Origin of the sequence: Acinetobacter sp. NIPH1876, from assembly GCF_022808535.1 — a bacterium.
Classification (GTDB): domain Bacteria; phylum Pseudomonadota; class Gammaproteobacteria; order Pseudomonadales; family Moraxellaceae; genus Acinetobacter; species Acinetobacter higginsii.
This window is the reverse complement of record NZ_JALGBR010000012.1, coordinates 11,940-37,578: the sequence shown is the minus strand read 5'-3', so window position 1 is coordinate 37,578 and position 25,639 is coordinate 11,940. Positions and strand designations below refer to the sequence as shown.

Genomic DNA, 25,639 nt, shown 5'->3' with positions numbered 1-25,639 from the left:
TGCAAGCGTTTTCCCAAATTTTAAATAGTTGTTCCCTTATGAATCAAAATACACAACTGACTGATGACACGATTGACCTTAGAGAATTATTTTTCGCTCTTATTGCACAATGGAAACTTATTGTTTTCTGTACAATATTCACCCTAATTTGTGCTAGTATTTATCTTAAAACTGCAGAAAAAACTTACGCTGTTGATGCAAAAATTCAAATTATTGATAACAAACAAAATGGCTTAGCAGGTCTAAACTCACAGCTTGCATCTTTAGGTAGTTTAGCTGGCGTAAATATTGGTGGTCTTGGCGGTCAACAATCGATCCAGGCAGAAATCGAAATCTTGCAATCTCGCTCTATTTTAGCAAAAACGATTCAAGATCTAAATCTAGATATCCAAATCCAACCAGATCAAGGCTTTGCTCAGAAGCTTTTAAGCGCAGATCAATTTCACACCAACTATCTTACAGATCAAGTACAAGTTAGAAATCATAAAACTGAGTTCTCTATTCGCCAATTTGACATTCCAAAAAAATATCTAGATCAAGACCTACTTTTAAGCTTCCACGGGCAAAACCTTAGCCTTAAGTCAGAAAAGACTGGACTAGAAGTATACAAAGGATCCCTAAATCAAAAAGCAAATTCTACTCCCCTTAGTTCAGCTTGGAAAATTAGTATTTCAAGCCAACATCCTCTAGAAGGTCAGTATATTGTTCAAAAACAATCAACACTTGCAGCAGTCAAAGCTATTTTATTAAATTTTAAAGCAGCAGAACTTACCAAGCAAACAGGGATTATCACTATCAATTATGATGGAGCAGACAAAGCACACATCATAAAAGTGCTAAATCACATTTTGGAAATTTATCAAGAGCAAAACTTAGCTACCAAATCAGCAGAAAAAGAAAAAACATTAGCCTTTTTAAACAAACAACTACCGCAACTGAAACAAGAGCTAATAGAGGCAGAAAAAAAATTTAATGCGTTCCGAGAAACCCATGGCACCATTGATATTCAGCAAGAAGCGGGGCTTTATTTAAAACAAAGTGTTGAGTTGGAAACACAAAAAATTCAGTTAGAGCAGAAGCGGGCACAATTGGCTGCTCAATACACAGCACAACACCCAATGATGCAAGAAATTAATGCCCAAATTTCTGTATTCAATAAAAAAATAAATGAATTGAATGGTGCATTAAAGAATCTACCAAATACACAAAGTCAGTATTTGCAATATTACCGAGATGTACAAGTACAAACCCAGCTCTATACCAACTTATTGGGAACATACCAATCTTTAAGCTTGGCTAAAGCAGGTGAAATGGGGAATTTACGGGTATTAGATTACCCTGTAGAACCAACGAAACCAATCAAACCTCGTAAGCTAATCGTGTTAATCCTCTCGATTTTTGTGGGTGGATTTATTGGTGTACTGATTGCCTTAGTTCGCAATATGTTGCAAACAGGTGTACGTCACCGTGATGAAATTGAACAAGCTGTCGGAATTAACACTTATGTTGAATTGCCCAAAGTGAAACATAAAACTGCTCCTGAGTTACACGCACTCAAGACATTTATCCCGACTTTACGTTTTAAGTTACAGCAAAAACAACATAACGTTGCACTCATAACAAGTGTTACACCTAATCAAAATCAAGGTGTGATTGCTCAACATTTGGCACTTTATCTCAGTCAAGCTGGGCAGAAAGTTTTAGTCATTGATAGCGACCTTTATCGTGGTGAACTTGACCAACTTTTTAAGAGCACTTCAAAAGTGGGCCTAGCTGAATATTTACGCGGACAAGCCAATCTAGATCAAATTATCGTGAATACAACTTATCCGAATTTGAGTTTAATTGGTCGTGGACAAAGCAATGATGAAGCTTCTATTAGCTCACATCAATCAATTTTTGCACAGTTAATGCAACAGATCAGCAATCAATATGACTACATTTTGATCAGCTCTGCACCCGTACTTGCAACCTCTGATAGTTTAAACCTTGCTCAATTTACAGGTTTTAATCTCTGTTTAGTGCAATACGGTCAGACACAACTCAAAGATATTGAACTCGCAAAATCTTATTTTGTGAATGCTGGACTTGAGATTGATGGGCTTATTCTCGATCAGATCCCGAGCTATCAAATTAATCAGTATCAATATCAGACCAGCAAATAATTGCTCTAATATTGAATAAAAGGAACCAGAGGGTTATAAATTCTCTGGTTTTTTTATTTCAACAAGAATGCTCATTGATTTCACAAATGACTCAATCCTCATACAAAAAATCCATGCATTTTTGCTGTTTATTATTCAATGCCTAAGCCTATACATGCTAAGATCAACGGCATATTTTTTATTAAAATCTCGCTTTGGGACATCTCATGAGTAAAGCTTTACCTTTCGTTGTCGCAGCTGTTTTAGGCGGTGCAGCGCTCGTTCCTATTTACTACGCTACTAAAAATCCAACCACTGAGTTTGGCGCCAAGGCTGACAAAAATGCAGCACCTGTGGCAAAAATCAGTTATGCATTAGGTTACGAAGTCGCAAAACAAACCCCACCTGAATTAGAAACCAGTGCATTTATTACTGGCTTCCGTGACGGACATGCACAAAAACCAGCAGCCTACACAGAAGAAGAGTTACAAGCGGCTTATGTCGAGTTCCAAAAAGAGCTGCAACAAAAGCAAGCAAATGAGACCAAAAAAGTCGAAGCGACCAACAACAGCTTTTTAGCAGAAAATGCGAAAAAAGAAGGTGTGAAAACCACCGCTTCAGGCTTGCAATATAAAATCACTAAAGAAGGTACAGGCAAACAGCCTACCTCGACTTCTGTTGTGAAAGTTCACTACAAAGGTCAACTTGCTGATGGTAAAGTCTTTGATAGCTCTTATGACCGTGGCGAGCCAATTGAGTTCCCGCTGAATCAAGTGATTCCAGGCTGGACTGAAGGTTTACAGCTGATGAAAGAAGGTGGTAAAGCAACACTTTATATTCCTGCAAACTTAGGTTACGGTGAACAAGGTGTTCCTGGTTCGATTCCACCGAATAGCACATTAATTTTTGATGTAGAATTAATCGCTGTTAAGTAAATGATCTTAAGGAGAGCCTATGCTCTCCTTTATTTTTTTGGAAGAAATAATGAAAAGATTAGGTCTCATTTTAATTGCAACAACCATCGGAACAGTGCAGGCTGCACCCATTACACTAAAAAGCCCACAAAAAGATCAACTCGGGTATAGCTACGGTTATTTCATGGGCAGAGGCAATGCCGAAACCTTAAAAGATTTGAATATTGAAACCTTCGCACAAGGCTTACAAGAAGCTGTTCAAGGTAAAACGGCATCATTGACCGACGAAGAAATGACCAACGTTCTAAATCAATATAAAAAACGCTTAGAAGCCAAGCAACTAATTGAGTTCCAAGAACAAGCACAAAAAAATGATCAGATAGGTAAAGCCTTTTTAGCAGAAAATAGCAAGAAAGCAGATATCGTGACTACGAAATCAGGCCTACAGTACCAAGTACTACAACAAGGACAAGGTAAATCACCAAAAGCGACATCAACGGTTAAAGTAAACTATGAAGGACGCTTGCTCGATGGAACTGTGTTCGACAGTTCGATTGCACGCAACCATCCACTTGAGTTCAAACTCAGCCAAGTGATTGCAGGTTGGACCGAAGGTGTACAAACCATGAAAGCAGGTGGCAAAAGTCGTTTCTTTATTCCCGCAGATCTTGCCTATGGTGATGTCGGTTCGGGCGATGCAATTGGTCCTAATAGTACGTTGATTTTTGATATTGAGCTGCTCGAAGTTCAATAATAAAAAACCCTCCATTCGGAGGGTTTAATTTTTTTCAATCCATGACTTTAAGCTTTTAAATGCCTTGGTCGGAAACCTGTAGCCAACAATGCTACAGCATAGGCAACAACACCGGTGACACATAAACCAATCACTTCAGCAATACGTAGCCATTGAGAAATATCGCTTTGGTACCAGGTTAAACCATACCAAAGTGCTGCAATCATGGCGATATTGGCAACCGCATATTGCAGTGCCAGTTTTTTCCAATGTGCCCCAAAACGATAGATATTACGTTTATGCAAATAGAAATACAGCATACCCGCATTGACCAAAGCCGAGCCTGAAGATGCTAGTGCGAGCGCCATATGCTCGGCATGCCAATTGATCAACTTAAACAAGCCAATAAAGACTACGTTTAGAATCGCATTGGCTGCCACGGCCATTAAGCCAACACGAACTGGGGTTTTAGTATCCTGTTGTGCATAGAAGCCTGGCGCAAATACTTTGATCAACATAAATGAGATGACCCCTGCACTCATACATTGCAGTGCTAAGGCAGTCATTCGTGTATCTTCCACGGTAAATTCACCACGTTGGAACAAGGCCTGAATAATCGGGGTCGAGAGCATAAATAATGCAATACTCGCAGGAATCCCCACCAGCATAATAATCTTGGCAGCCCAATCAATCATGCCTCTAAATTTGGCTTGATCTTGCTCTGCATGACGTGCGGAAAGTGAAGGTAAAATTACTGTACCAATAGCGACACCAATTAAGCCCAGTGGTAACTCAGTCATGCGTTCAGCACTGTATAACCATGATACTGAACCATCTTGCATGAATGATGCCCAAATGGTGTTCAGCAATAAGTTAATCTGAGTCACTGACACCCCAAACAAGGCAGGCAGCATCAGTTTTAAAATACGATCCACCCCTTCATGTTTGAAGTCTACTTTAGGTGGAATCAGTAAATTCTTTTTCCATAATTCGGGGATCTGGATCGCCAACTGTAAAACACCCGCGGCGACCACCGCCCAGCCCAAAGCCATAATTGGCTCTGCCATATACGGGGTTAACCACCACGCCCCTGCAATCATCGCCACATTGAGTAATACAGGAGAAAATGCAGGTGAAGCAAATGAACCATAGCTGTTTAAGATACTGCTGGCAAAAGCCGTCAATGACATAAACATTAAGTAGGGAATGGTCAGGCGAAACATATCGACCGCGAGCTCAAATTTTTCAGGATCGTTATGGAAACCAGGTGCATACAGATAAATAATCGCTGGGGCAGCCACCATAGCGACAAAGGTCAATAACGACATGGCCGTGAGCAAACAGCCAAACACCCGACTAATTAAAATCTGGACTTCGGCATGGGCACGACTGGTCTTATATTCGGTCAAAACAGGAATGAAAGCCTGAGAAAAAGCCCCTTCCGCAAATAAGCGTCGGAAAAAGTTGGGAATACGAAAGGCAACAACGAAGGTATCGAAGTCCTTGCCTGCACCAAATACATTGAGCAGTACCACATCACGTACCAACCCCAACACTCGAGATAACATCGTCATTGCACTGACAATTACAGTCGATCGCCACAATGCCATCGCATTCACCTACGGCTTATCTTTTAAAAAGCGTTATTGTAATGAAAGTCCGAATAGATTTCGTTATGAAATCTTAAATCTGGTCATATTTTTAGCGTGTTTTTTGTTTAGACAGCAAATTTCGAAATAATTGCCAATCAAAATATAAACCTGGATCGGTTTTACGTTTTGGCGCAATATCAGAGTGGCCTGCAATATGATTTTGAATTTTTGGATAAGCTTGACCTAAAGTATTCACAACTTCAACCAATGCCTGATATTGTTCAGGCTCAAAAGGTAAATCGTCACTCCCTTCTAGCTCAATCCCAATCGAATAATCGTTGCATTCTTTCAACGCTAAATAGCTAGAACGGCCTGCATGCCACGAACGATCATTAAAATTCACAAACTGAATCACTTCGCCTGTACGCAAAATCAGCAGATGAGTAGAAACTTGCATTCCTTCAATGGTTTGGAAATAAGGATGGATAGACCAATCCAGTTGATTCTGAAAGAATTGCTGAATATAGCCCCCACCAAACTGTGAAGGTGGCAAACTAATATTATGAATAACAATTAGTTGAATCTCGGTATCGGCAGGGCGTGCATTAAAATTCGGCGATGAAATTTGTGTTGCACCATGTAATCTTCCATCTTGGATTTTAAATTGTTGCATTCTGAGTCTGACCCACTCACAGTTTTATGTTTCCTATATAACATAACTCAGATGAATAGCGTTATTGTAACCTATAAGAATCAGCCAACGCTTCTGCATCAGAAAGGGCATGATGTGGAACTTGAGAGGGAAATCCCATTTTTCCTGTCCATAACTCTAAAGTGAGTGGCGGCGTAACCATTGCTCGTCCTGCCTCAAGCACAAGACTACGAGTGAACAATGATAAATCTTCTACCCAATCTGCAATCACATGAATTGCGTCATACTCATTCAAAAATAAACTTAATTTATTTTGAAATTCGGTGAGTGAGATCGGTGCTTGAGCAAGTAGAGGCATCACATTTTCAGCCACCCAAGCTAAAGGTTGAGGACAGTCCAATACTTCATAAAAAGAGTGGCCCTCTTCATCGACCAATGCCAATGAAATCAGTTCACCACCAAAACCGTTAAATTCACAATCTAAAAATAAGTTCATATCTTTTCTTTATTAATTAGCTAGCCCCAAAACATAAGTCAAGGGGCTAATATAATTTATATACCTAGCTGTTCAGCGGTCTCTTTCGCTTCCAAGATTTCAGTATAACTAAAGAATTTTTGTGAAATATTTTTTTGCATATAACCATCAGGATTTTCCTTATCAGGCATATGACTTCCACCATGATAACTTGCCCGAAACTCGCCTTGAATTGTGTAAATTACATATCTTGGCTGAATACCTTTCTTTCCTGTTTCACCAAATTTCAACTGGTCATTTGATGACCCCATATTGTGTAATACTTTCTCAAGATATATTGAGCCTAACTTATAAATAGGATCGCCCCAAATCATCATTTTCTCCTTTAATTTAGTTTTCAAGATGAAATAAAATCAATGTAAAAACGCTATTAATTTTGGTTTTCACATATATGAATACAAACGAGAGAGCGAGAAGTTAAGCTCAAAATGTAATTTTTTGTAATTAAACATCTAATACATTGATATTAAATAAGTTAAATTTCATAAAAACCACCAAATTTGATCACTTATTGTTTGTATTTTTTAAGCATTTTCGTGAACTAATTTTAATTTTCACGTTATATTTACACTTTCATTCTATCCTTTGATGACATACCCTTTTTTATCAAGACAATGTAAGATAAACCCCACGTTTTTTAGTCAAACATACACTGGAACTGGTATGAGTATCCCTCAATCTTTGCTTGAACAATCTATTCAAATCAATATTCAACAAGCATTACAGGAAGATATTGGGGATGGCGATATCACCGCCCTGCTCACACCAGCCGATGAACAAGCCACAGCGACCATTATTAGCCGTGAAGAGATGGTGCTGGCAGGTCAACCTTGGGTCAATGCCTTGATCCAAGCCTATGACAGCTCAGTGCAAGTGACTTGGTTAAAACAGGAAGGTGATGTAGTTGCGGCAAATGAAGCGTTTTTAAAACTGGCAGGTTCAGCACGTAGTTTGCTCACTGTAGAGCGTCCTGCGCTGAATTTCATCCAAACGCTGTCTGCGGTTGCAACTAAAACAGCAAGTTATGTTCAACAACTCGAGGGGCTACACACCAAACTGCTCGATACCCGTAAAACCTTGCCGGGCCTACGCATTGCACAAAAATATGCGGTTGCTGTTGGTGGTGGACAAAATCACCGTTTAGGTTTGTTTGATGCATTCTTAATTAAAGAAAATCACATCATGGCTGCGGGTGGAATTGCTCAAGCGATTCACAAAGCGCATGACATCGCACCGGGTAAACCAGTTGAAGTTGAAGTCGAAACTTGGGATGAACTCAATCAAGCACTTGAAGCAGGTGCGGATATTGTGATGCTGGATAACTTTAGCCAGCAGCAGATGATTGATGCAGTCAAGCATGTCGCAGGGCGTTGTAAATTAGAGGCTTCAGGTAACATTACCATTGAAAATTTACGTGAAGTGGCAACCTCAGGCGTCGATTACATTTCAATGGGTGTATTAACCAAAGATGTCAGAGCAATTGATTTATCGATGCGTTTTAACGGCTAAGTCTGATCAGGCTCATTGTCCTGATGCTCAGACTGTTGTGCAGCCAGAATCTCTGTTTTGGTTGATGTCTGAGCCGCTTTAATTTGTTCACTCCACGCTGATTTGGCTTCGGTTGAATCAGTGGGTCGTGGATCCGCCGCCATCAAAACAAAAGTCACTGCGGTCAGTAACACCAGAAAAACTTGTAACATCGTTATCCCCTACAAATGCTTAATTTCAATTTGTGTTCAATCTATCAAAGCAACATGAGCCAAATCTGAGGGCTTTGTTACAACATGCAAATGCTCAGTGAGCTATTTGTTGACGATGATGTATTTGTGTCTACTTTCATTTCAATCTATGTAAGCTTAAAATGCTAAGCAGCTCAATTTATTAAAATAATAAGTGTGGATACCGTATTCGAAGCTGTGTTTCATGTGCTGTTTAAGCTGTTCCGTTTTCTCATCATTGACCTGATTTTTGAGATTATTATTGAAGGTGTAATTCGTAGCATTGGCTATGGGGTGGTTCGTTGCTATCACCTTGGACAACGGGTAGATTTTGACAGTACTGAAGTATTTGTCGTCGGTTTTATCACGCTGCTCATGTTGATTTTTCTGTGTATCTACTGGTTTTTACTACGATAATTTTCAGCCTATAAAAAGCAGCCTAAGCATTCACTTAAACTGCTAATTTAACTTGTGTATTAAAAGCTTTAGCTGCCCGAAAAGCCCATATACGGATCAGAAATTGAGTCCTCATTGGTTTCAATACGACCCGCAAAACGACGACTATAGCTCGGATCATTTTCAATCGTGACGCTAAAATCATACCAACCACCAAACTCAGTCATGTCCCAGCTCAGTTCTTTTTCAGTCGTAGCCGTTTCAATTTGCCAAGTCTTGTTCGGTAAGTAGGCATTGGCTTTGACCACCAGTTTTGCTGTTTGTGCTGCATCATTCCGTACTTTTAAAAACAGCTTAGGGTCACACTCTTCCATACAGACACGGACTTCTGGAAGTGCTTGAATTTGTACGGTTTGAGTTAGATTACCCGTAAAGCTGCGATGAAAACCATTCGGTCCCAATACCCATAGATCATATCGATTCTCTTTAGTCTGCCAAATATCATCCAGTTGCTTACCTGCTTCCACCATATAACGACGTGGAACTGCTTCTAGATTCAATTTGTCATAGACATGGAAGACGGCCGCATGTGTGCCTGTATTTGAGAACATTAATTTCACGGTTTTAGCCAAAACATCGACTTTGACGCTGCTATGCAAGACATAAGGCAGTGCACGCGATGGACGAATCCCCATGTCCTGAACTGGATCGGTCTGACTGAGCGGACGGCTGACCTGAGATAAACTCTCCTGTGCTTTACGAATCGCATCGGCCTCAGCTTTGCTCTTCTTACCGGATAAATCTGGCATAGGGAGTAAATTAGGGGTTTTAAAATTAAATGCCGAGGTTAAATCACCACATACTGCACGACGATAGGGACTGATATTCGGCTCTTTCACATCAAAGCATTGTTCCAAGAATCGGATTACGGAAGAGTGATCAAACACTTGGGAATTGACCCAACCACCACGACTCCACGGAGAAATGATATACATCGGCACACGAATCCCCGGCCCATAGACCCCAACACCATTACTCACTTTAGGATCGGTAAAATTCGGTTGTCCATTCGAGGCCTTGGCATGCGTCGCATATTCATAAGACATCTGTTCTTTGCTGAGCGTCGATTTGCCATATACCGTGCCTGATGCATCCATTGAAGGTGCGCTTGGTGAAGGTACATGGTCAAAGAAACCATCATTTTCGTCAAAATTGATCAAGAAAACGGTTTGGCTCCACAGCTCAGGACGCTCAGTCAGCGCATTGAGAACTTCTTGGATATACCATGCTCCCTGCACTGGGCTTGATGGCCCTGGATGCTCACTATAAGTTGCGGGTGCGACCAACCAACTGACTTGCGGTAATTGTCCTTTAGCAATGTCTTGTTTAAATGTTCCCAGAAAACCACCATCGGGCATGGTATTGGCAATGCCTTTATAAAGTGGCTGGGTTGCATCAATAGCTGGATCATAGGCTGGGCAAATGGTGCTGTTATTGACAGGTTTACCTGATAACTCATTAGCACGGCGATACTTTTTAAAACCCGCTAATGGATTATCAGTAAAGTTATCTGGCATGTTTTGATACACTTTCCAGCTGACCCCTGCTTGCTGTAAACGCTCAGGATAAGTGGTCCAGTCATAACCTGTGGTCGATGGGCCAATCGCATCCAAATCATTGACGACACTGGCAACATTGGCACCTGTTGGACCATTGGTTCCTGTCCAGATAAACATACGGTTTGAGTTGGTTCCCGTATGCATCGCGCAGTGGTAAGCATCACACAGAGTAAAGGCATTGGCTAAAGCAAACTGAAATTCAACTTCTTGTTGCTTGTAATAGCCCATCGATTGCGGTTGTTTGTATTGTACCCAACTGCCCATACGACCATGATCCCAAGCATATTGTCCATCGGTCCATGAGTGCGGTGTACCGCTGACACGCTGTGCATTGCCGCGGCTGCTATCTAAGTGATAAGGATAGACCTTATTCTTATTGGCATCATACTGTTCCCAGACTTTACGACCTTGGCTTAAAGGAATAGTAAAGCGGTCACCAAAACCACGTACACCTTTCAAAGTACCAAAGTAGTTGTCAAAAGAACGATTCTCTTGGGTCAAGATCACCACATGTTTGACATCTTTGATGGTGCCTGTTTCTACCTTGGCATCAATCGCAAGTGCCTTCTGAATACTCATTGGGAAACTGGTGAGCGCTGCTGTACCAAACAAGGCTTTGGTTGAATTTAATAAAAAATCACGACGATTCATTGGTTTATTTCCTTCTTGTTCTTGTTTATGGCGCGCAGTGAATTTTGCAGGTAGATGTTGGCGGCTTTGGACTTGGCGTAGGATTATTATTATCGCCATCACTGTCGTTACAGGCACTGAGTAACAAGCAACTGCTGCTGAGCAACGCTAAAAGGAAATTTCGCATTTGACTATCCGTTAAATATCAGTGCAGATAGTCAATACAATCTAAATGACAATTGAATGATGATTTGATCGCAATTCAATGACAAAAAAAGGATAAAAAAAAGGCGGTCTAAAAAAACCAGACCGCCCGCACTATCAACTGGAGCTTACCAACCGAGTGCCTGCTGTTGCTTCTGAATCAATTCCGCGATTCCTTTTTCTGCAAGCTCTAACATGGCATTGCACTGCTGGCGCGTAAACGGCTTGTCTTCTGCCGTTCCTTGAATTTCAATAAATTCGCCAGCCTGTGTCATCACCACGTTTAAATCGGTTTGGCAATTTGAATCTTCTTCGTAGCATAAATCGAGTAAAACTTCGTCTTGATACATCCCGACTGAAATTGCTGCGACTAAGCTTTTTAATGGATCCTGTTTAATTTTTTTGTTGCTAAGCAATACATTCATCGCATCAACCAAAGCCACTGCTGCGCCTGTAATTGCTGCTGTACGTGTTCCACCATCCGCTTGAATCACATCACAGTCAATCGTAATGGTGTTCTCGCCTAATTTCTTCAAATCCACCATGGCACGTAAGCTACGACCAATTAAACGTTGGATTTCTTGGGTACGACCCGTTTGCTTACCGCGTGCTGCTTCACGATCGCTACGGGTATGGGTTGAGCGCGGTAACATGCCATATTCGGCCGTCACCCAACCTTGTCCCTGACCTTTCAAGAAACGAGGTACTGAGTTCTCAATGCTTGCGGTACACAACACTTTAGTATGACCAAACTCAACCAAAACTGAGCCTTCTGCGTAACGAGTAAAGTTACGGGTAATTTTGACCTCACGTAATTGGTCTAATGTTCTTTGGTCAATACGCATAACGATTCCTTAAAACTATGGCACAAATATCATTGCGCCATAGTATATCTCAATTACACGTGCTTCCAGTTTTACTTATTCGTTACAATTCACAGAATTAGTCATCGCTTAAGCAAACTTAAACTTCGATTTGAAATTCGTCCAAGTTTGAGCCACTTGTACAGCCATATCATTCGGCAATGAACATCTTGCTAAACGCACCCAAACCGTCCAGAACTGCTTCATAAAATTAGCTTCGTTGTAGTTCACGCCATATTCAGCACATAAAGCTCTGATTTGTGGTGCAACTTGTTCATAACGATTGGCAGGCATGTCTGGGAATAAATGATGCTCAATTTGATGGCTTAAATTACCACTCATAAAGTGCATCCATTTACCACCAGTAAAGTTACTTGAACCACGAATCTGACGCAGATACCACTGCGCTTTGGTCTCATTCTCAGTGTTGTCTGCTTCAAAGGTTTCCGCATCTTCAGTAAAGTGACCATTAAAAATCACCGCTGATGACCATAAATTACGCATGATGTTTGCAACTGCATTTCCAGCCAATACTGGAATAAAGTTAATCGTTGCAATTGCAGGAAAAAACACATAATCCTTTAACACCTGACGCGTCGCTTTTTTACGGAAATCAGATGCATCCGCCCAAACCTGTTTCCAGGTTTTGGTTTTATAGACCAAAGCATCTTCCAAATGCAGGTTTTGTACCCCGACATACCATTGGAAAAAGAACATCAACTGTAAAGCCAATGGAATATTGGCCAAATGACGCACTTCCCATTTTTGGTCTTCTGTCACCCGTAAAATGCCATAACCGACATCATGGTCTTTACCGACAATATTGGTATAAGTGTGATGCATATAATTATGGGTATAGCGCCAGTCATTGCCTGAACAGGTATTATCCCAATCGTAGTCTTCGCCACGCAAGCTAGGGTCATTGAGCCAGTCAAACTGACCATGCATCACATTATGGCCCAACTCCATGTTCTCGACGATTTTAGACACACCCAGCATGGCGGTCCCCAGCAACCATACGGGTGGGATCCAGCCACCGAACATCAACATGCCACGTGATGCGATTTCGGTATAACGTACGAAATTACGCACTTTGTAGATATATTTTGAATCCTGCTCACCGAGATTTTGCATCACATCTAAACGTATTTGCTCGACACGGCGGCCAAACTCTTCGACTTGTTCAGGAGTTAAATGCGCTGACTTTGATACGGTTTTAAATTCTAATGCCATATTCATTGTACTAATCCTCAAATATCTTTGTTTTTATAGGTCAATCGTGACTGGGCCTAAGGCCTGGCTCACACATAACTTGATTGGACGATTCGGTTGATCATCAATTTCACCTGTGATCACGTTCTGGGTCACACCACTGACTTTGGTACAGCTACAGCGGTTACAGACACCCATACGACAACCATGTTGTGGACGTAAACCTGCTTGTTCTGCACTACTGAGTAGATTGGTCGTTGCAATAAAATTCTGTTGCGCACGACGGAAACTAATGGGTTGAGCTGCACTTGAATGCTCAATCTGGATCGGTTGGAAAAACTCTTGATGAAAATTTCCAGCGGCACCCTGTTGTGTATAAATTTCTTGCGCTTGACGCATCATGCTGTGGTGACCACACGCATAAGCCTGCATCTCTTTAAAATTTGGGACCAATTTCTCTAACAATGCTGCATCTAAATGCTGTTTTTGCTCTGCGGTATTAAAGAAATGATAGTGCAACTGTGGATATTGCTCAGCCAAGGCCAAGATGTCCCGATGCAACACTTCTGCACGGTTAAAATAAACCACATGAATCTGTTCAAGCTGCTGTTGTAGCGCTTGTTGCAATAAAGAATAAATCGCGGTAATCCCTGAACCTGAAGCAATCAGTAATGCAGGTTGCTGCCCTTGATGTAAGACGAAGTCACCTTGTGCCTGTGAGATCTCGAAACGATCGCCTACGCACAATTGTTGTGCTGCTTTCGAAACTACACCTTGGACTTTAATCCCCAGGCGAATTTCGCCCTGTGGCGTGACATCAATAATTGAATAACTGCGTTGTTGATATACCCCATTGATCATCAAGGTAATCAAAACACTATGACCTGCTTGGACTTGGCTAAAATCAAAATTATGATTTGGCTTTATCGTCAATAACACCATATCCGAGCTGAGTGGCTGTACGGCGGTTACTTCTGCAAGAATGCGTTTCCAAGCAAAGGTTGGCTTTATTTTTTGCAAAATAAAATCAACAAAATCTTCTCGAATCCAATGTGGCTGATAACTTAACTCTGCGTTCATACGTTCCTCGTTTTGTATCTGGCTATTTATTTTGAGTGAACAAATGTTCGTGTAGTGAACATGTGTACACTATATTTATTTGTGTTCACTGAGTCAACACTTGTTCACTAATTTTTTGAATATTTTTTATACTTTTTAATAAGCCATTTAAAATAAGGAAAATTTTTTAAATTTGTGCAGGCTTTGAGCTCATACCTAGCAAGCATTGATCAGTCAAAGATCAAAAACATTGGCATTTAGCAATGGACAAGGACTAAAAAGTTTCTGTTTTTTTTGCTAGACTCTGTTGTACGGTTTCAACGAGTCTTATTCATGTCGATTAGAGATGAACGAAAACAACAGAGTCGGCAGGCTCTACTAGATGCAGCACTTCATCTCAGCACTGCTGGGCGCTCATTTAGTAGTATTAGTTTGCGTGAAGTTGCTCGCGAGGTTGGTTTAGTTCCAACAGCGTTCTATCGTCATTTCCAAGATATGGACACACTGGGCCAAGAACTGGTTGATCAAGTCTCTTTACATCTAAAAAGCTTGATCCATCAATTAGGGCAAAGCTATTTGAAACACAGTGGCAGTGCCAAAACCCGTACCAGTATTGAACTTTTTGTACAGGCCGTGAATCATAGTCCGCAACAATGGCAGTTTATGATTGCAGAACGTTGGGGGGGCTCAGAAACGGTCCGCATTGCGATCGCACGTGAAATTGAGTTTCTGATTGAAGACCTCGCCATTGATCTATGCAAACTCGAAACCTTCAAACACATTAAAGAAGCCAAAGACTTGCAAGTCTTATCTACGATTTTGATTAATATGTCGTTTACATGGGCAATGACGTGGATCAATTTACCCAAACAATTCACGATTGATCATCTACTCGAACAACAAAACTTATTTATCGACAATGCAGCGACTCAAGTCCGTTTACTCTTCAGTGGCATTTCTAACTGGGAACCACAAAACGCTTGACCTGATCCAAACCAAAGTTTGATATATAAAAGCATTGCTTAGCGTTATGATGCATTAGACACTAATGCAAACGCAGTCTAGAACACTATGAGGAGCTTATAAGCATCATGAATCCTGATCGTCATACTCAGTTCTTAATTCGTAAAGAAAAAATTTTGCAGGTTGCGGAAAAGCTATTATTAGAAAACAACCAAGAAATGACCTTAGATGAACTGGTTGCGGAACTGGATATTGCCAAAGGTACGTTATATAAACATTTCCGGAGCAAGAATGAACTGTTACTGGAACTGATTATTCAAAATGAAAAAGAAATTTTAAAAATTTCAGACAAATACAACACCGATGTCAAAGAATATGCACCACGTTATATGCTTTATCATTTAACCTCGCCGAGTCGTACCATTCTGCTGCATCAGTTGGAAGAACACTTGACCATGACGGAGTCGAAGTTAAAGCACTTGTTTGATGAACTGTACGCGATTCGTCAGCAACGCATTGTTTCATTAAAAGATATGACAGAAAAATATTTAAAATCACAGAATTACGATATGTCGATTCGTGATTACCTGTCTTATATCTGGTCTCTGACTTACGGTGCAGCATTGTTATTAAACTCTAGCTATTACCAACGCTCGATTGGTTCTCGTGAGAAGTTGATTAATCTTTATGTGAATCAGGCTTTGTCTCTACCGACACAGAAAGTTCAGATCGATTTAAAAGATCTACAGATAGACCAAAACTAAATGAAAAAAAGGACTGTCACTACAGTCCTTTTCTATTACAGATCGACGTAAATTATTTTGCTTTACGTTCTTTTTCTAATAAGTAATCAACTACTTGAGTAACTTTACCGTCTTCACCCTGAACCACATATTTACCATTCACGACCACGGCAGGAACACCCGTTAACTGGTACTGCTGCGCCAATTTATTCGACTCAGCAATTTTTGCCGTAATTGGGAATGAGTTAAACATGCTGTTAAATTTTTGCTCAGGTACGCCATAACGTGCGAAGAATTTTGCTTGAGAGGCTTGGTCAAAAATTTGCTGACCGCCATCATGAATGGCATGGAACAATGGAATATGGGTTTTCTTGCGTACACCCAGTGCTTCCGAAACGTAGTAACCACGTGCACCTTGTTCCCAGACTTTATTCATCGCCGCAGGGGTACGTAAAAAATAAACGTCTTTTGGAATTTGCTTTAACCATGTTTGCATATGTGGTTCAAGCTTGAAGCAGTGCGGGCAGCCATACCAGAAGAACTCACGTACTTCGAGTTGTCCAGCAGGTGCTGAAGTTTTGCCTGGGTTGGCAATCACGGTATAGTCTTTACCGGCCACAAAATCTGCTGCCATCGCATTCATTGAGAATGCCAACGCAACTGCACTTAAACCACCTAATACTAACTTTTTCATTGGCTTTGCTTTTCCTCTAAGCATTTTTCGTAAGTTTATATGCTAAATATAAAACAAACACGAGCAATTCGTTTTGCTTCTGTGAAGTTTTTTATTGGATTTATCGCTTTTTTTACCAGAATCGCTACACTAGGCTAAATTCAGACTCAAAACATTCTCTGAAACTAGATACTCGACAACGTCATCTGCAACCTGCGGGCTATCTACAATATATTGTTTTTGCAATAGGTTGAATAAATGCAAGAAGTGAACAGGTTTTGCAGATGACAATGGTTTTGCCTACTTTTCCCGAAAGAAAAGTAGGTCGAACCGAAGGTCTATCCTGAAGCCAGATGAGAACTCAGCAAGACACTGCTGAGTTTAATATTCTAAGGATTCGATCAACAACACATCTCCATAAAATATTGATAGAGGTACTTCCATGTCACAATTGAATGTTGACCCGCAAGAAATCGCAAAATTTGAAGCATTGGCTGCCAAATGGTGGGATCAACATTCTGAATTCCGCCCGCTGCATCAAATCAATCCCTTACGTTTAAACTGGGTGGATGAGCGCGTGGGTGGCTTGGCGGGTAAAAAAGTACTTGATGTCGGCTGTGGTGGTGGCATCTTGGCTGAAAGCATGGCACGTCGTGGAGCCGATGTCCTTGGCATCGATATGGGCGAAGCACCCCTTGCTGTGGGTCGCTTGCACGCACAACAAGACAATGTACAAAACATTGAATATCGTCAAATTCCCGTTGAACAATTGGCACTAGAACAAGCAGGTCAATACGATGTAGTGACCTGTATGGAAATGATGGAGCACGTGCCTGATCCAGCCTCAATCGTGAAAGCCTGCCAAAGCTTGGTGAAACCAGGTGGTCATGTGTTCTTCTCGACCATTAACCGTAATCCTAAATCGTATTTATTTGCGATTATTGGCGCGGAATATGTGCTGCGTTTATTGCCTAAAGGCACGCATGATTATCATAAATTCATCCGCCCTTCAGAAATGGCGCATGATATTCGCAATGCTGGCTTAACGCTGAAAGAAATGACAGGCTTGCACTACAACCCAATCACCAAACACTATTGGTTAGCACCCAATGTTGACGTCAATTACATGGTGCATACCACCAATGCAGGTGCCGAATGAAAGCGGTTTTATTTGATCTAGATGGCACATTAATTGACACTGCCGCAGACTTCATTCGTATCATTCAACAAATGTGCCGCGATGAACAACGCCCTGTCGTGGATGCAGATACCATTCGTACTCAAGTATCGGAAGGTGCGCGTGCCATGGTGAAGCTGGTTTATCCTGAATTAGAGGTCACAGACCCCGTATTTTTAGCGCATCGCCAACGCTTTTTAGATGTATATGGTGACAATATTGTGGTCGATACCGACCTGTTTGTCGGCATGTATCCATTACTTGAAGAACTGGAAGCACATCAAATTCCATGGGGCATTGTGACCAACAAGCCACGTGGTTTAAGTGAATCGTTATTGGCCAAACTGGATCTGACTGAACGTTGTGCTGTCTTGGTCTGCCCAGAAGATGTCAGCAAGACCAAACCTGATCCTGAGCCAATGTATTTGGCTGCCAAACAGCTTGAGATCGATGCTCAAGACATTATCTATGTCGGTGATCATCCACGCGATATTGACGCAGGTCGTCATGCCGATATGTATACCATTTTGGCTGCTTACGGTTATCTGCCTGTCGAATCACGCGATGATCTTGCTGCTTGGCAAGCCGATGCCATTATTCAAACCATTCCTGAACTGCATCAGCTGATCAAACAGAAAATCACTGTATTGTCAGAAAATCAGGGTATGATGAATTAAATTTTTAAGATAAGAATAGGAGGCATAACAATGAAATACTCAGAATATCAACCTCGTCCAGATTTATTGAAAGATCGTATTATCCTGATCACAGGTGCTGGTGATGGGATTGGTCGCGCTGCTGCGATGAGTTATGCCCTGCATGGTGCAACCGTTGTATTACATGGTCGCACCTTGAATAAACTTGAAGTCATTTATGATGAAATTGAAGGCTTAGGCGCACCACAACCAGCAATTTTGCCGCTACAACTGTCAACAGCATCAACCCATGATTACGAGCTGTTGGTGAGTACGCTAGAGCAACAGTTTGGTCGTTTGGATGGTATCTTGCATAATGCAGGAATGTTGGGTGATCGGGTTGAACTGGCTCATTATCCTGTCGATGTTTGGGATGATGTACTCGCAGTAAATTTACGTGCACCGTTTGCCCTCACTCAAGCCTTGTTGCCTTTACTAGAAAAATCTGAACATGCCTCAGTGGTGTTTACCAGTTCAAGTGTCGGCCGTGAAGCACGTGCACTTTGGGGTGCCTATTCAGTGTCTAAAGTTGCTACTGAGGCCATGAGCAAAATCTTTGCAGCAGAAAATACCTACCCAAACATTCGTTTTAACTGCATCAACCCAGGTGGTACCCGTACCGCGATGCGTGCTAAAGCCTACCCAGAGGAAGATCCAAAAGTCTTGCCAACACCTGACAGCATTATGCCCGCCTATCTATACCTCATGGGCGATGACAGTTTAGATATGAATGGCCAAAGTATTGACGCTCAAGCTTAATTTCATCCTGACAATAATTCTAAATAACATTGGACACTGGCGTTAAAACTGCTTTTTTCAGAGAAATGTGTGAAAAATCTTCATTGTTTTAAAGGAATAATGAATCGATCTTCACAGTTTCTCTGCATTTTTAACGTACAGTAGTTCACATGAGAGACATCCGAAGTCCATAAGGTGCATCATGAAAAATTTTTTCATTATCTTGGTTTTAGGTTCGACAACCCTGTTCAGTAGTCTGGGGACTTTTGCAGGTCCACATGATCGCGATGATGATTCGCGTGGTGGCGGCTGGCAAAATGGTCGTGGCTTTGATCGTCCAGATGGTGAAAATCGTCAACGTGAACGTCGCATGCGTGAAGAGCGTGGTGTCGAGCGTTTAAAGCAGCATCGTTGGCAGGAAGGCTATGTGATGCCGCAGCACTATCGTGGTAACGGCTATAAAGTCGATTATAAAGACAATAATCTGCCGCGCCCAGGTCGTAACGAACAGTGGTACAAGATCAATAATGACTACATTTTAGTCAATTCCGATGACAACAGTATTATCCGAATCATGGGCTTCTAGGCCCTTGTTGCTGGTTCAGCACAATTAAAGTTGAATCATTGCTTTAGGAATAGATTTATCTTTTGATTTTTTTCGTTAAAATCAGATCTAGTGCTGCATATCTGAGATCAACATGGCGAAGCAAATGACTGAAAATTCACATAGTACAACAAAAGATTATGTGCATTGGTTTCGCCACTCCGCACCTTATATCAATGCACACCGTGATAAAACTTTCGTTTTGATGTTCTCTGGTGAAGCAGTCCAACACGAAAATTTCCAACATATTATCCATGATATTGCGCTGCTACATTCTTTGGGCATCCGTCTCATCTTGGTCTATGGCGCACGTCCGCAAATTAATCAAAATCTACTCGAACGCAATATCGAAACGCCCTTTCATCAAAGCCGTCGTATTACCACACGCGAATCCTTACGCGGTGTCATGAATGCGGTGGGTTCCATTCGTCTAGAAATTGAAGCTCTTCTCTCCATGGGTTTGGCCAATTCACCGATGTATGGCGCTCGCATTGATGTGGTCTCTGGCAATTTCGTCACCGCCAAACCCTATGGGATTCGCGATGGCATCGACTTCCAACTAACAGGTGAAGTCCGTTCCATTGATACCGATGCCATCCAACGTCATTTAGACAATCACAATATTGTTTTACTTGGACCAACTGGTTATTCAACCACAGGTGAAGTCTTTAATTTGCTGGCTGAAGACGTCGCCACCAAAACAGCGACAGCCTTAAAAGCAGATAAACTGATCTTCTTGGGTGAAAAACAAGGCTTGATGAATGCACAGCAACAGTTATTACGTGAATTAAGTCCACGCCAGCTTGAACCCTATATTCAACAAAACCAACAACAATATCCAGAATTTGCATTACACCTCAAACAAGCACAACAAGCGTCCTTATCTGGCGTACATCGCGTACATTTGATTTCTTATGCCTATGATGGTGCTTTGATTGAAGAATTATTTACTCGCGATGGTATTGGTACCTTGATCACCGATGCGCACTATGAAGAAGTGCGTATTGCCAATATTCACGATGTTGGTGGCTTGATTAATCTGCTGCGTCCGCTGGAACAGGAAGGCATTCTGGTGTATCGCTCTCGCGAACGTCTTGAAAGTGAAATTGAACATTTTGCAGTGATTGAACGCGACGGTATGATTTTGGCTTGTGCAGCACTGTACCCGATTCCAGTAGGAGCAGATGAAATTCGTTCTGCTGAAATTGCCTGCGTCGCAGTGGATTCAAGCTATCGAAAATCCAATCGTGGCAGCCAAATTTTGCAATTCTTGGAAAGCAGAGCCAAACAGCAAGGGATTCAGCGCCTGTTTGTACTGACCACTCGAACCGCGCACTGGTTCTTAGAGCAAGGTTTTAGCCCTGCCAGCGTGGATGATTTACCTAATGCACGCCAAGCCCTATATAACTATCAGCGTAATTCACTGGTCTTTAAAAAAGCATTACGCTAATCACAGCTCACGTTGCAGGAGATATTTTTATTTTTGATAAAGATATCTCCGCTTCATCATTATTTCTGCTTAAGTGAGTATGAAGAATAAATTCACCAAGCGATAAAATAAAAAAACAATTCAATTAAAACAATATCTTATTTAATTTAAAACATTCAACACTTATTCATTCCACAGATAAGATTATGCAATTTTCTATTTTGCACTTTTCAGCATAAGCAAAGCCCGATTACTTATTTTTTATGCAATAAAAAAAGTTTTAGTTTAGTTGCTCATCTTATTTAAATCTTTTGATTTGTCGGGGAGCACAATCAACATGACCATTTCAATCCATCGTTCATGGGCAACATATAGCATCATCGCAGCAAGTCTTGCCAGCCTGATGGGTGTTGCAGGTTGTGCAAAAAAACCAGAGCAGCAAGAGACCACAAAACAAGAAACCACAACATTAAATATCGGCTTTCAAAAGTATGGCATCCTGCCGATTCTCAAAGCAAAAGGTGAATTAGAAAAAAATCTTGCTGCTCAAGGTGTCAATGTTAAGTGGGTTGAATTCCCCGCAGGTCCACAGCTGTTAGAAGGTTTAAATGTCGGCAGTGTGGTCTTTGGTGAGGCAGGTGAAGCACCGCCAATCTTTGCTCAAGCAGCCAATCCAAACTTGGTGTATGTCGCCAACCAACCGCCTGCACCAACAGCAGAAGCGTTAATTGTACAAAAAGATTCACCAATTCAATCGATCCAAGATCTGAAAGGTAAACGAGTTGCGCTGAATAAGGGCTCAAATGTTCATTACCTGTTACTCAAACTATTAGAAGCAAACAATCTCAGCTTAAACGATATTCAACCTGTTTACCTACCACCGTCAGATGCACGCGCAGCATTTGAAAAAGGTGCAGTCGATGCTTGGGTGATTTGGGATCCTTTCTTCGCCGCAGCTGAACACCAAATACATGCCCGTGTGATCGCTACGGGTGAACACTTAGTCAGCAATCATCAATTCTATTTGGCCGACCGCCAATTTGCGGAAAGTCATCCTCAGGTTTTAACGACCTTGGTCACCACGCTTAATCAAACCACGGATTGGGTCAAAGCACATCCAGACGATGCAGCCAAATTACTGGAAAAGCCGACGGGGCTTGAGTTTGATGTTTTAAAAAGCTCCATTTCGCGCATGGGCTTCGGGGTTCAACCGATCTCTGACAAAGTCGCAAAAGAGCAGCAATATGTCGCTGATGCCTTCTTTGCGCAGAAACTGATTCCGAAGCAACTTGTGATCCAAGATGCCGTATTAAAGAACGATGTTAAATAATTGAGGATCACCATGAAGTTGCTATCTAAAGTTTCTGTTTTGGGGTTGCTGATCTCTACATTTTCACTGAGTGGTTGCCAGAAGCCAGAGCAGAGTACGGAAAAAACAACTTCAGCAACTGAAAATACGGCGGTCAAAACCCTATCCATTGGCTTCCAGAAATCTTCCCTCAATTTGTTAGTTGCCAAACAACAAAAGCTATTTGAGCAAGAATTTCCGAATGCCAAAATTGAATGGCGAGAATTTCCAGCAGGCCCACAGATGCTTGAAGCACTTGCCGTTGGTGCAGTCGATTTTGGTTATGTCGGCAATACGCCTCCGATCTTTGCGCAAGCCGCAGCTAAACCATTGAGCTATGTGGCTTATGAAGTGGTTGCACCAACAGGACAAGCTGTACTGGTCCATGCCAACGATAAAATCAGCAGCCTTCAAGACTTAAAAGGCAAACGTGTCGCAGTTCAAAAAGGCTCCAGTGCACATGAACTACTCGCCAAAACCCTGCAAAAAGCAGGGCTATCTTGGCAAGACATTCAACCGATCTGGTTACCGCCCGCCGATGCACGCGCAGCTTTTGACAAACAGGCCGTTGATGCGTGGGCAATTTGGGAACCCTACCTAGGCACAGCAGAACTGCAAGGCCATACCAAAACCTTGGTCGATGGCTCTGCATTTCCAACCACTTATTCTTTTTATATTGGTAATCCTGATTTTATTCAAAAGCATCCTGATTCTGCGCCAAAGCTGATTAAGAGCATCAACATTGCGGATCAGTGGATTGTGCAGCATCAAGATCAGGCACTACAGATTTATGCACAAAGTACGGGGCTGAGCCTTCCTGTGGCGCAACGTGTTTTAGACAAACGACCAAAACCATCGCCTGTGCACATCCTCACAGCTGAGGTCATACAGAGTCAGCAACAAATCGCCGATTTATTTAAACAAGAGCAGCTCATTCCTGTGCAAATTGATATTCAGCACAGTGTCTGGTCTGCCCAATAAACATTGATTTCATTTTCATAAGGAACATCGACATGAATATTTTCTGGTTTATCCCCACTCATGGTGACAGTCGTTATTTAGGCACCAGCAAGGGTGCTCGTCAGGTCGATCATGCTTATATGAAACAGATTGCAGTTGCCGTGGATAATCTGGGTTATGCAGGCGTACTCATTCCTACAGGACGCTCTTGTGAAGATCCTTGGATCACGGCTGCCAGTTTAATTGATGCAACTACACAACTTAAATTTTTAGTGGCACTGCGTCCAGGACTGACCACACCAGCACTGGCTGCACGCATGGCAGCAACTTTTGATCGGCTCTCTAATGGTCGAATTTTACTAAACCTCGTCACTGGTGGCGATGAACAGGAGTTAAAAGGTGATGGACTCTATGAGGACCACAGTACCCGTTATCAAACTGCCTCTGAATATGTCAAAATCTGGCGCGAAATTCTCACTCGCTCACATACAGGTGAAGCGTTTAGCTTTCACGGCGAACGTCTCAGTGTGGATGATGCCAAACTGCTGTATCCACCCGTACAAAAACCTTATCCACCGCTTTGGTTCGGCGGCTCATCAGAAGCTGCAACCGAGCTTGCTGCTGAGCAAGTTGATACCTATTTGACTTGGGGTGAACCTCCTGCTGCAGTGAAAGAAAAGATTGAATATTTACGTGCCAAAGCGGCAGCCAAAGGTCGTAGCCTGAATTATGGCATTCGCTTACATGTGATTGTGCGTGAGACTAATGAACAGGCTTGGGCCGCTGCGGATGAACTAATTCAATACCTAGATGATGCAACGATTGCCGCCGCACAGAAAAAATTTGCACAAATGGACTCAGTCGGTCAGCAACGTATGGCTGCATTACATGGTGGTCGTAAAGATCAACTTGAAGTATCACCGAACCTATGGGCGGGTATCGGCCTGGTCCGTGGTGGTGCAGGGACAGCTTTAGTGGGTGACCCAGAAACCGTTGCTGCACGAATTCAAGAATATGCGGATTTGGGTATTGATACCTTTATTTTTTCAGGTTACCCACATTTGGAAGAATCCATTCGTTTTGCCGAACTGGTGTTCCCTTTACTCCCGCTTAAAACCCGTGAAAAACTGGCACAACCGCATTTAACTGGACCTTTCGGAGAAATCATTGCCAATAACTATGTCCCTGAGACCAAGGAAGCAAAAACCTTGATCAAGGAGGACGCATGAGTGCAAAACCTTTCTTGAATGATGTTTCACGTGGAACACAAAAAATAGGCAAAGGTCTGCTGCCTTGGCTGTTCCCGATTTTATTGATTTTAATTTGGCAGGCAGCTTCAAGTTCAGGCGTATTGCAAAGCAGAGTATTGCCTGCCCCAACTGCTGTCGTAAGTGCCTTCTGGCACTTACTGATCAGTGGTGAACTTTGGCAACATGTCAAAGTCAGTGCAGGTCGTGCTCTACTTGGTTTACTGGTTGGTGGTGGTTTAGGTCTAATTTTAGGGTTATTAAATGGTTCATCTCGTATTGCATCGACTTTACTGGATACCACCTTACAAATGATCCGTAATATCCCTGCACTGGCCCTGATTCCACTGGTGATTTTATGGTTTGGGATTGATGAAACTGCCAAGCTATTTTTAGTAGCAGTGGGTGTGTTTTTCCCAATGTACATCAACACTTATCATGGTATCCGCTCAGTCGACCCACAATTGATCGAGATGGGAAAAAGTTACGGACTTAATCGTTGGCAACTCTATAAAGACATTATTTTACCCGGTGCAATGCCCTCGATTTTAGTTGGGCTACGTTTCTCTTTAGGTCTGGTTTGGGTGCTGTTAATCGTGGCTGAAACCATTTCTGCACAAGCAGGAATTGGGTATATGACCATGAATGCACGAGAATTTTTACAAACTGATATCGTCTTGGTCGGGATTTTACTGTATGCCCTACTCGGAAAATTAGCAGATGTATTGGCTCAAGTATTGGAACGTTATCTACTGCGCTGGCATGCAGGTTATCAAAAATAATAAGGGCAT

The 25,639-nt window shown here is 41.9% G+C and carries 26 protein-coding genes; 16 read left to right on the top strand and 10 right to left on the bottom strand.

All coding sequences use genetic code 11. The features are described 5' to 3' along the window. The first annotated feature begins 38 nt into the window (after positions 1 to 38). The 3 genes from MN869_RS13965 to MN869_RS13955 all read left to right on the top strand — a co-directional run bounded on the left by MN869_RS13965 (position 39) and on the right by MN869_RS13955 (position 3,812). Positions 39 to 2,165, top strand: coding sequence for a GNVR domain-containing protein (locus MN869_RS13965; RefSeq protein ID WP_243308276.1), 2,127 nt, complete (start codon positions 39 to 41; stop codon positions 2,163 to 2,165). Positions 2,166 to 2,371: 206 nt separating this feature from the next. Beyond that, complete coding sequence (locus MN869_RS13960; protein ID WP_243308269.1) at positions 2,372 to 3,079, top strand: FKBP-type peptidyl-prolyl cis-trans isomerase; 708 nt, start codon at positions 2,372 to 2,374, stop codon at positions 3,077 to 3,079. 49 nt (positions 3,080 to 3,128) lie between these two features. Beyond that, on the top strand, positions 3,129 to 3,812 hold the full coding sequence (locus MN869_RS13955) for an FKBP-type peptidyl-prolyl cis-trans isomerase (RefSeq protein WP_243308268.1): 684 nt from the start codon (positions 3,129 to 3,131) through the stop codon (positions 3,810 to 3,812). A gap of 47 nt (positions 3,813 to 3,859) precedes the next feature. Here the strand turns inward: MN869_RS13955 and murJ are convergent, their stop codons facing one another. The 4 genes from murJ to MN869_RS13935 form a co-directional block, all read right to left on the bottom strand. Next, positions 3,860 to 5,410 (bottom strand): murein biosynthesis integral membrane protein MurJ, encoded by a 1,551-nt coding sequence (gene murJ, locus MN869_RS13950; protein ID WP_171552332.1) that lies wholly within the window; start codon positions 5,408 to 5,410, stop codon positions 3,860 to 3,862. An 82-nt stretch (positions 5,411 to 5,492) separates the two neighbouring features. Beyond that, a complete protein-coding gene (gene ampD, locus MN869_RS13945; RefSeq protein ID WP_171552331.1) occupies positions 5,493 to 6,056 on the bottom strand; it encodes a 1,6-anhydro-N-acetylmuramyl-L-alanine amidase AmpD in 564 nt (187 codons plus the stop codon). A gap of 61 nt (positions 6,057 to 6,117) precedes the next feature. Further along, positions 6,118 to 6,531: a hypothetical protein gene (locus MN869_RS13940; RefSeq protein WP_171552330.1), complete on the bottom strand. Its 414-nt coding sequence runs from the start codon at positions 6,529 to 6,531 to the stop codon at positions 6,118 to 6,120. A gap of 56 nt (positions 6,532 to 6,587) precedes the next feature. After that, positions 6,588 to 6,911, bottom strand: coding sequence for a hypothetical protein (locus tag MN869_RS13935; protein ID WP_243308267.1), 324 nt, complete (start codon positions 6,909 to 6,911; stop codon positions 6,588 to 6,590). A 322-nt stretch (positions 6,912 to 7,233) separates the two neighbouring features. Here MN869_RS13935 and nadC point away from each other — a divergent pair, with 322 nt between their 5' ends. Further along, positions 7,234 to 8,079 (top strand): carboxylating nicotinate-nucleotide diphosphorylase, encoded by an 846-nt coding sequence (nadC, locus tag MN869_RS13930; protein ID WP_243308266.1) that lies wholly within the window; start codon positions 7,234 to 7,236, stop codon positions 8,077 to 8,079. Here the strand turns inward: nadC and MN869_RS13925 are convergent. Then, on the bottom strand, positions 8,076 to 8,270 hold the full coding sequence (locus MN869_RS13925; RefSeq protein ID WP_241345207.1) for a hypothetical protein: 195 nt from the start codon (positions 8,268 to 8,270) through the stop codon (positions 8,076 to 8,078). The two genes, nadC and MN869_RS13925, sit on opposite strands and share 4 nt — an antisense overlap. A gap of 195 nt (positions 8,271 to 8,465) precedes the next feature. On the opposite strand from MN869_RS13925, the gene MN869_RS13920 reads away from it, so the two are divergent. After that, entirely contained in the window at positions 8,466 to 8,705 is a 240-nt protein-coding gene (locus tag MN869_RS13920) for a hypothetical protein (protein ID WP_171552326.1), read from the top strand. Positions 8,706 to 8,773: 68 nt separating this feature from the next. On the opposite strand, the gene MN869_RS13915 is transcribed toward MN869_RS13920, so the two are convergent. The 4 genes from MN869_RS13915 to MN869_RS13900 all read right to left on the bottom strand — a co-directional run bounded on the left by MN869_RS13915 (position 8,774) and on the right by MN869_RS13900 (position 14,292). Further along, positions 8,774 to 10,954, bottom strand: coding sequence for a phospholipase C, phosphocholine-specific (locus tag MN869_RS13915; RefSeq protein WP_243308478.1), 2,181 nt, complete (start codon positions 10,952 to 10,954; stop codon positions 8,774 to 8,776). 311 nt (positions 10,955 to 11,265) lie between these two features. Beyond that, positions 11,266 to 11,982 carry a ribonuclease PH gene (rph, locus tag MN869_RS13910; protein WP_004801766.1) on the bottom strand — a complete coding sequence of 239 codons (717 nt, stop codon included), beginning with the start codon at positions 11,980 to 11,982 and terminating at the stop codon, positions 11,266 to 11,268. Positions 11,983 to 12,090: 108 nt separating this feature from the next. After that, positions 12,091 to 13,233, bottom strand: coding sequence for an acyl-CoA desaturase (locus tag MN869_RS13905; protein WP_241345270.1), 1,143 nt, complete (start codon positions 13,231 to 13,233; stop codon positions 12,091 to 12,093). Positions 13,234 to 13,266: 33 nt separating this feature from the next. Beyond that, entirely contained in the window at positions 13,267 to 14,292 is a 1,026-nt protein-coding gene (locus MN869_RS13900) for an iron-sulfur cluster-binding domain-containing protein (protein ID WP_243308265.1), read from the bottom strand. A 312-nt stretch (positions 14,293 to 14,604) separates the two neighbouring features. Here MN869_RS13900 and MN869_RS13895 point away from each other — a divergent pair, with 312 nt between their 5' ends. Both MN869_RS13895 and MN869_RS13890 read left to right on the top strand, forming a co-directional pair. Continuing rightward, entirely contained in the window at positions 14,605 to 15,255 is a 651-nt protein-coding gene (locus MN869_RS13895; protein WP_004801762.1) for a TetR family transcriptional regulator, read from the top strand. A 107-nt stretch (positions 15,256 to 15,362) separates the two neighbouring features. Further along, positions 15,363 to 15,998 (top strand): TetR/AcrR family transcriptional regulator, encoded by a 636-nt coding sequence (locus MN869_RS13890; protein WP_004801761.1) that lies wholly within the window; start codon positions 15,363 to 15,365, stop codon positions 15,996 to 15,998. A gap of 52 nt (positions 15,999 to 16,050) precedes the next feature. On the opposite strand, the gene MN869_RS13885 is transcribed toward MN869_RS13890, so the two are convergent. Further along, complete coding sequence (locus tag MN869_RS13885; protein ID WP_004801760.1) at positions 16,051 to 16,671, bottom strand: thiol:disulfide interchange protein DsbA/DsbL; 621 nt, start codon at positions 16,669 to 16,671, stop codon at positions 16,051 to 16,053. Between the two features lie 421 nt (positions 16,672 to 17,092). Here MN869_RS13885 and ubiG point away from each other — a divergent pair, with 421 nt between their 5' ends. From ubiG to ssuC, 9 genes are all read left to right on the top strand, one after another. Beyond that, positions 17,093 to 17,809, top strand: coding sequence for a bifunctional 2-polyprenyl-6-hydroxyphenol methylase/3-demethylubiquinol 3-O-methyltransferase UbiG (ubiG, locus tag MN869_RS13880; protein ID WP_171552324.1), 717 nt, complete (start codon positions 17,093 to 17,095; stop codon positions 17,807 to 17,809). Continuing rightward, entirely contained in the window at positions 17,806 to 18,504 is a 699-nt protein-coding gene (locus MN869_RS13875) for an HAD-IA family hydrolase (RefSeq protein WP_243308263.1), read from the top strand. The genes ubiG and MN869_RS13875 overlap by 4 nt, the downstream gene beginning before the upstream one ends. Before the next feature lie 30 nt (positions 18,505 to 18,534). Further along, entirely contained in the window at positions 18,535 to 19,281 is a 747-nt protein-coding gene (locus MN869_RS13870) for a YciK family oxidoreductase (RefSeq protein ID WP_004656765.1), read from the top strand. A 181-nt stretch (positions 19,282 to 19,462) separates the two neighbouring features. Continuing rightward, a complete protein-coding gene (locus MN869_RS13865) occupies positions 19,463 to 19,846 on the top strand; it encodes an RcnB family protein (RefSeq protein WP_243308261.1) in 384 nt (127 codons plus the stop codon). 112 nt (positions 19,847 to 19,958) lie between these two features. Further along, positions 19,959 to 21,314 carry an amino-acid N-acetyltransferase gene (gene argA, locus MN869_RS13860; RefSeq protein ID WP_243308259.1) on the top strand — a complete coding sequence of 452 codons (1,356 nt, stop codon included), beginning with the start codon at positions 19,959 to 19,961 and terminating at the stop codon, positions 21,312 to 21,314. A 316-nt stretch (positions 21,315 to 21,630) separates the two neighbouring features. Next, the gene (locus MN869_RS13855) at positions 21,631 to 22,623 is read left to right on the top strand and encodes a sulfonate ABC transporter substrate-binding protein (RefSeq protein ID WP_243308257.1); all 993 of its coding nucleotides are present in this window, start codon (positions 21,631 to 21,633) and stop codon (positions 22,621 to 22,623) included. Positions 22,624 to 22,635: 12 nt separating this feature from the next. After that, positions 22,636 to 23,622 carry an aliphatic sulfonate ABC transporter substrate-binding protein gene (locus MN869_RS13850; RefSeq protein WP_243308255.1) on the top strand — a complete coding sequence of 329 codons (987 nt, stop codon included), beginning with the start codon at positions 22,636 to 22,638 and terminating at the stop codon, positions 23,620 to 23,622. Between the two features lie 32 nt (positions 23,623 to 23,654). Then, positions 23,655 to 24,830: an FMNH2-dependent alkanesulfonate monooxygenase gene (gene ssuD, locus MN869_RS13845; protein ID WP_243308250.1), complete on the top strand. Its 1,176-nt coding sequence runs from the start codon at positions 23,655 to 23,657 to the stop codon at positions 24,828 to 24,830. Beyond that, positions 24,827 to 25,630, top strand: a complete 804-nt coding sequence (gene ssuC, locus MN869_RS13840) for an aliphatic sulfonate ABC transporter permease SsuC (protein ID WP_243308248.1) — start codon at positions 24,827 to 24,829, stop codon at positions 25,628 to 25,630. Before ssuD ends, ssuC begins: the two co-directional genes overlap by 4 nt. Positions 25,631 to 25,639 lie beyond the last annotated feature (9 nt).